This window comes from Microcoleus sp. S13_C3, assembly GCF_036700905.1.
Classification (GTDB): Bacteria; Cyanobacteriota; Cyanobacteriia; order Cyanobacteriales; family Microcoleaceae; genus Microcoleus.
In genome coordinates this window covers 21470-27976 of the sequence record NZ_JAUBPT010000105.1, presented here as the reverse complement: position 1 = coordinate 27976, position 6507 = coordinate 21470, and the positions used below count along the sequence as shown (strand labels likewise).

Below are 6507 nucleotides of genomic sequence, written 5' to 3'. Positions count from 1 at the left end.
CCGCCCGTCCTTTTTGGACGGGCGGGACGCCCATCCCACTTTCAAGAGTGGAAGTTATTTAATTCTCATTCCTTAGAAACCGGGTTTTTAACCTTGGGTGCGGGCTACAACGCAGTATTTTTGTCGTCAAAAAAACCGGTTTCTGGGTTCCCATGCGTCGAATTAAAAACTAAACTGAGTCCGCAAATTGCCCACAAAAATTGTCGGGTTGTTATCGAAGTTGTTGGCATTCCAGATCGCATAAAATGCCGGTACGAGCGAAATATTCTCGGTGACAGGCAAATAATAAGTGGCTTCAATTTCGTACTGTTTGCCACCATTCCCCCCGCCCGAAACCAGAAACCTCCGACCGCCAGTAACGTCAAAAGGTACTAAAAATGAGGCGGTAAACACAGCTCCTTTTTTGAATAAATCAGGAAGTGCAAATCCTAACATATAAGATTGAGTTTTGATCGTGCCGTCGGGTCGGTCAGTCTTGGGAAATATATTGGTTTCGGCGTAGCCGTAGCGGCCGAAAAGACCGAAACGGCGGCTGAGCGACCAATCGAAATTAAAGCTATAAGTATTGGCAGTAGCATTGCCGAGACGGCCACCGAAACCGTCATCTGCCAAACCGTTAAGGGGCCTGCCATTCGGTGCTCCGATTAGCCCGCCAATTTGCTGGATGTTGGAACGGCTGTACAAAAACCGCAAATTTGCCCGATCGCTCGGACTGAATGTTAGTTCGGCGGTACTCGTATTTGTCCCACCAAACAAGCCTTGAGACGGATTGGAAGCGGAATTAAACACCGAACTGGGCAAAAATTCCATACTCTCGCCCAAATAGCCTAAACGCAGTTTCAATCGGCGGCTGATATCCCACAAAGCCAAAGCACCTGCGCCGCGTTTGGTAGCAGTTAACAAAGTGCTATTGTTAGAATTAAAACTGCTCGCACCGTCCACGAAAAAGCTAAAGTTATTGTTGTCAAAGTAGCGGTAGAAATTAATTCTGGGGCCGATTACTAATTGCAAGCTGTTGCTAACCGGGAACTGATAATAAAGTTCTCGCAGGATAACTTCATTGGGATTCACCCCAGCAGTCTGGTCGAGAAAAGGAGTGCCAAAGGTATTAAAAAGACCCGGAGAAGTATACTGATTGGCTGGTGAATTTCCGTTACCTACAGCTAGCTGTGTAACCAATTGGTCTTTGCCTGTAAAAGAAGTAGTGAGGGTTAACCAAATTAAGTGGCTGAAAGTAATTTCTGGGTCGTCCACTGTCTGCACGATCGGTCTGTTGGTGACAGGATCGCGTCCGGGTACTCGATCTAGCGGAGCAGCATTTCCATTTATTGCTTCAACTCGGACTCGCTTGCCCGCAAAAGCTCCACTCAGGTTAAACCAAGCAAATCCGTTGAGTTTAGTCGTAGTTGAAAATTGGTTGGCTTCTAATTCGGCAGTGCGGGCTTCTAAAGCATCTACTCGACCGCGCAATGTAGCTAATTCTGCCGCAAATTCTTCTTGCAATCTTTGCAAAGCCAGTAAATCTTCTCGCTTGACTAAATTACCAGTAGAACCGCCAAGTTGTTTGGTAATTTGGTCTAAGCAAGCGTTTAATCCGGCGGCAAATTCGTAGCGAGTCATTGCCCGATTGCCTCGGAATGTGCCGTCTGGATATCCCGCAATGCAGCCGTATCTTTCTACTAGGGATTGCAAGGCTTGAAAAGCCCAATCTGTCGGCCGCACGTCGGAGAGTTGGGAAACAGAAGTGACTTGTGCTGCGTCTTCTTGTATGCTGAGGTCATCAGCGGTGCCCGTCTCGCTGCTGATGTCGGCAACTTTGCTGGCTTCAGCAACTTGTTGAGACTGAGGAGAGTTTGCAATTTCTAACTTCTGTGGAGGCAATTCGCGAATTGCCTCCGTTATTTCTGGGGTTGTTGTTGCACGATCGACTGTTGCTATATCTTGTTTGGGTAAAGCACGATTCACCCATGCTATATCTGTTTGGGGTAAAGCACGATCGACTGTTGCTATATCTGTTTGCGGTAAAACGCGATTCACCCATGCTATATCTGTTTGAGGTAAAGCACGATCGACTGTTGCTATATCTGTTTGGGGTAAAGCACGATCGACTGTTGCTGCATCTGTTTGGGGTAAAGCGCGATCGACTGTTGCTATATCTGTTTGGGGTAAAGCACGATCGACTGTTGCTATATCTGTTTGAGGTAAAGCGCGATTCACCCATGCTGCATCTGTGTCGGGTAAAGCGCGATCGACTGCTGAGTTAGTCTCTGCGGTTATCGCCGCTAACTGCGGTATCTCAATCTTACCTGCTGCCAGCGCTGCGTCTGGGCTAGCCGTAGGGACGGTACTCGCTTCTAGCGCAACTTCTGGAGTTGAGGTATCCTGAATTTGAGCTGTTGCGGAGATCGGCCCCAAAGGCACTGCCGCACCAGAAATCAAGAAAGACAGCCAAAAAGCTTTAACGGAGCTTGAATTCTTCACCATACCACTCACACCACTTGTTGAAAATTAAATCTGGCCAAGCTTAACCGATAAGCTTGCTTATAAATGTAGTGGGTTTAACAAATTCTTATAAATAGTTAAAATTATTTTAGGAAGCGATCCATTCCCAATCACTAATCACTGATGACTACTGACTCCTGACTAATTCCCCAAATGAAGTTTTTATTAGTTACAGATTTAGACAACACGCTAGTCGGAGATGACGAAGCAACTCAAGTTTTAAACCAGCGCTTGCAATCACTGCGATCGCAAATTTGTTTGGTTTACGCTACCGGGCGTTCTTATGCTTCAACTTGCGAATTAATTGCCCAAAAGCAACTGCTAGCACCCGACTATTTGATCGCAGGTGTAGGCAGCGAAATTTACAAAGACAGCATCCTCGATTTAGATTGGGCGGAATATCTTTCTCAAGGCTGGGATAAAATGGCGATCGCCTCTTTAGCGCAGCAGTTTTCCCAGCTTAAACCCCAATCCCCAAAAGAACAAAATCCTTGGAAAATCAGTTATAGTCTGGAACCAGCATCAGAAAATAGCTCGACTGTCCAGGCTTTGCAACAAAAGTTAACTGAATCTGGACTGCCAGCTCAAATCATTTTTAGCAGCAATAGTAATGTGGATATTTTACCGCAAACTAGCAATAAAGGCAATGCCCTTACTTATTTACAAAAGCGCCTACAAATTCCATCTGAGGCAACATTAGTTTGCGGTGATTCTGGCAATGATATCAGTATGTTTGAACAGGATGTCCGGGGAGTAATCGTCGCTAATGCTCTGTCAGAACTCTTAGAATGGCATCGCGAATGCGGCACTGAAAATCATTATTTAGCTGGTTCTGCTTGCGCTTGGGGAATCATGGAAGGAATGGCATATTTTTGGGAATTTTGATTGCCAAAAATTCCCTTTGGTTTGTAGTGAGCAGTCAAGTCCTCATACAAACGCACCCAAAGCACCCCAAGTCCTGCAAACCGTTAAAATCTGTTCAGGAATCTCAACCGCGTATCGATCAAACCTGCGACTTGCGATACCATCAGCGTGTACTGCTTTATCAAACCTAATCGAACTGAACTTTAGTTACCTCAAGCGAGTTGAAGTTTATTTCCTCGCCTGTTGGGTGGAACTCACATCTTGCACCATTCTCAAGAACAGGCTTTCCGGCCTGTTCCACAAAAGATAAATTTTCTTGTGGAACAGGCCGGAAAGCCTGTTCAGAAAAGGCTAATTGAGAATGGTGCAAGATGTGAGGCCCAACGTAGTGGAGGGAGTCGGCTATCCCAAGATAAGTCGCCTATTCCTCGATCGCCAAAGGTTCTATAGTTAAGTTGAGCGCCTAAACCTAAATTACTCTCTCTATAAAAACTTATCTTTCTAGATGAACAAGATGTATAGCGGTTCTCAAGCGTGGTGAGGTATGCCCACGGAGGCCTATGCCCTATGCCCTATGCCCTATGCCCTATGCCCTATGCCCTATGCCCTATGCCCATGAGTACCTCATCTTTCTGAGAAAGGCTATAGGTTGAGTCAACTATTTGCCCCTTTAGTTCAGTTCGCCAACGCACCGCCACATGGAACAAAATACTTTACCCGTAGAGGTGATTCTCTCTCACCCCCGCCAATATTTAGGTAGCCTGCGGCTGGATTGGACGCCACAACCGGGGAACTATGTAGATTTAGAGGGACAAACCTACGCTGTTTTGGAACGCCACCACCGCTATCAACTCAAATCCGGCCGCTACCGACTGCAAAAAATTGCCCTGTACGTGCAGTCGGCCACACCGCCGACGGAAAGAACTTTTGTAAGCGGCATCTGGGTTATCGGAGATGCTAGCTGTCGCTTTAATGCTCGATCGGAAATTCTGCGCTGTGCTGTCAATCCCAATGGCCCGTGCAACTGCTGCTGCGATTACCAAAAGTCTTGAACCATCAAGTCAATCGATTTTAGATTTTAGATTTTAGATTTTAGATTTTAGCAGGGAGCATCTCATATTTGTAAAAATACTTCTTCTGGCTCCTTCCTTCTTCTGGCTCCTTCCTTCTTCCTCTTTCCTTCTTCCTCTTTCCTTCTGCCTCCTGCCTCCTGCCTCCTGCCTCAAAACTCCAATTTCTAGCGGAGGGCTGCAAAGGTGAGATGCTCCCTTTAAGCATTGACCCCACGGATAAATTCGGGGGCGCCTTTATGGGATACAGGTTTTTTATTTCTGGGTCCTGAGTCTGCGAAGGAATGAATCCGGGGGCTTGTATCCTGGATGCTTGATTGTCAGTACACAATTCCACCTCGCCCAACCGAGAGAGCCGAGAATCTCGGCGTCTCCCTCAATTACAAGAAACTATCACAACCAACTAGCAACTCTGGAATCAAATTTAACTTCTTCAGGAACGCGGTAATCTATCTTCTGATAGCTGTGGAGCACGTCGCGAATGCCAGTATGAATCAAATTTTCTATGTGCAGCAACTGTTCTGAAGAACAGCGAACCTGAACTGTTTGGTTTGACACAGACTCGCGGGAGTCGATCGCAGTATATCTATTAGGAACTCGGCTGAGCACATAAGCAATTAAATCTTGTCGCAATCCCGAACACGAAAAAGCTTGTTGGTAGGGGTGCTTCGGATAAGACTCCAAGATTATTTCTACTTCCTCTGTGACTACAGCTAAGGTAATATTGACAAGATTTTTCTGCATTTTCCCTGTCCCCAAAGACTCGTTAACTAATATTTTTGTGGCCGTTCTCGATCTCGTCTGATTTCTCATAAATTTTAGCAGGCTAATACCGCCAATCGGTCTTCGCTCATCACCAGCTCGAACTCGGAACTTACCTCTTCTATAACCCGCAGCACGTAGCAGGGAATCTTGTCGGATAAAATAGCACTTGCCACCGTACCAGTGTGAATTTCTAAGACTGCTTCTGCCGCAGCTTCAAACATCAGTCGCTGTCCCGGAAACATCACTCTTTCAAAGTACCAATTAGGAATGTTCCCAATCCGAACCACCTGAACTAGGTTGGTAACATTTGCGTAATAGCATAGAATCTGGTTGTTACCTTTATAAGATAGCTGATCGGACATTTAAAAAATCTCCACACTATTTCAAAAACTTACTGAGATTTGGCTTTGCCTGTTAGTGGCAATTGCGAGTTTGGCTCTTGATCAAACGACCGACTTATTTTTGGGGTGTTATTCGAGAGCGCGAATCACCTCTTCAGTTATTAATTTTTTTAGCATTGAGTTATCCTGCCAACACTGAGATGTCGGCCGCAGAATCCCCGTTTTTCCCGGTTAAAAAACCCGGTTTGTTTGGTATGCAGTGCGCCACTCCTGACTTATTTAGGTTAATTGTGCTGTGGCACGAGTTAATCGAAAGTACCGTCACTGCGCTGAACTCTCCTGACAACAGGTTGGCTCTTTGGCAGCGGAATGGTGCTGAGAGTGCGATCGACCTTGAGATCCAGAGCTAGGAGTAAACTTTATCTAAAAAATATGAGGAAATTATGAAGACCATCATTTTTTTTGATAAATATACTTTTGCCGAAGCAGGGATTACAACACTTAGACAAAAACCGGGCTTTTTAGCCAAAAACTTGGCTGCATCTGTGCTCCGGGGTTAAAAAACCCGGTTTCTGAGGGAACTCTGCGTAAATCTTGGATTAGCAGGCTGAAACCGGGTTTTTTACCAAAAAACTTCGCTGCATCTGTGATCTCGGATTAAAAAAAATCGTTCTTGAGGCCCATCTGTGTAACTTCTGGAGGAGTTATTCTGCCTGTAAATATGGTATTAGCCGATCGGCTTTGCGGGTAACAAAAAACCCCGACTCCCTGAGATCATCTCTAGAACTTCTAGGGAATCAGAGTTTAAATTAACCAATCACCGATCCATCTCAAAGCTAAATCAAAAAAATGAGGAAATTATGAAAATAGCAGGAAAAGCTAGAACTTTCCTGGACGCATAAACCCGGTTGACTAACATAATTGCGTGATTTTTGCAAGAATCAAGGGAATGAGAAAAAGGATTT

The 6507-nt window shown here is 45.4% G+C and carries 7 protein-coding genes; 3 read left to right on the top strand and 4 right to left on the bottom strand.

The features are described from left to right. Positions 1 to 162 precede the first annotated feature (162 nt). Positions 163 to 2484, bottom strand: a complete 2322-nt coding sequence (locus tag QUA16_RS24660; protein WP_333106536.1) for an iron uptake porin — start codon at positions 2482 to 2484, stop codon at positions 163 to 165. 171 nt (positions 2485 to 2655) lie between these two features. Here QUA16_RS24660 and QUA16_RS24655 point away from each other — a divergent pair, with 171 nt between their 5' ends. Together QUA16_RS24655 and QUA16_RS24650 are read left to right on the top strand one after the other, a co-directional pair. Beyond that, a complete protein-coding gene (locus tag QUA16_RS24655) occupies positions 2656 to 3387 on the top strand; it encodes a sucrose-phosphate phosphatase (RefSeq protein WP_333106535.1) in 732 nt (243 codons plus the stop codon). Positions 3388 to 4064: 677 nt separating this feature from the next. Continuing rightward, on the top strand, positions 4065 to 4418 hold the full coding sequence (locus tag QUA16_RS24650; protein ID WP_333106534.1) for a DUF6464 family protein: 354 nt from the start codon (positions 4065 to 4067) through the stop codon (positions 4416 to 4418). Between the two features lie 40 nt (positions 4419 to 4458). Here QUA16_RS24650 and QUA16_RS24645 read toward each other — a convergent pair whose 3' ends face one another. From QUA16_RS24645 to QUA16_RS24635, 3 genes are all read right to left on the bottom strand, one after another. Beyond that, positions 4459 to 4620: a hypothetical protein gene (locus tag QUA16_RS24645; protein WP_333139563.1), complete on the bottom strand. Its 162-nt coding sequence runs from the start codon at positions 4618 to 4620 to the stop codon at positions 4459 to 4461. Positions 4621 to 4829: 209 nt separating this feature from the next. Beyond that, entirely contained in the window at positions 4830 to 5180 is a 351-nt protein-coding gene (locus QUA16_RS24640) for a late competence development ComFB family protein (protein ID WP_333106531.1), read from the bottom strand. A 74-nt stretch (positions 5181 to 5254) separates the two neighbouring features. Next, complete coding sequence (locus QUA16_RS24635) at positions 5255 to 5563, bottom strand: DUF1830 domain-containing protein (RefSeq protein ID WP_333106530.1); 309 nt, start codon at positions 5561 to 5563, stop codon at positions 5255 to 5257. Between the two features lie 77 nt (positions 5564 to 5640). Between QUA16_RS24635 and QUA16_RS24630 the strand changes: the two genes are divergently transcribed. Beyond that, positions 5641 to 5952 (top strand): hypothetical protein, encoded by a 312-nt coding sequence (locus QUA16_RS24630; RefSeq protein ID WP_333106529.1) that lies wholly within the window; start codon positions 5641 to 5643, stop codon positions 5950 to 5952. The last annotated feature ends 555 nt before the right edge of the window (positions 5953 to 6507 follow it).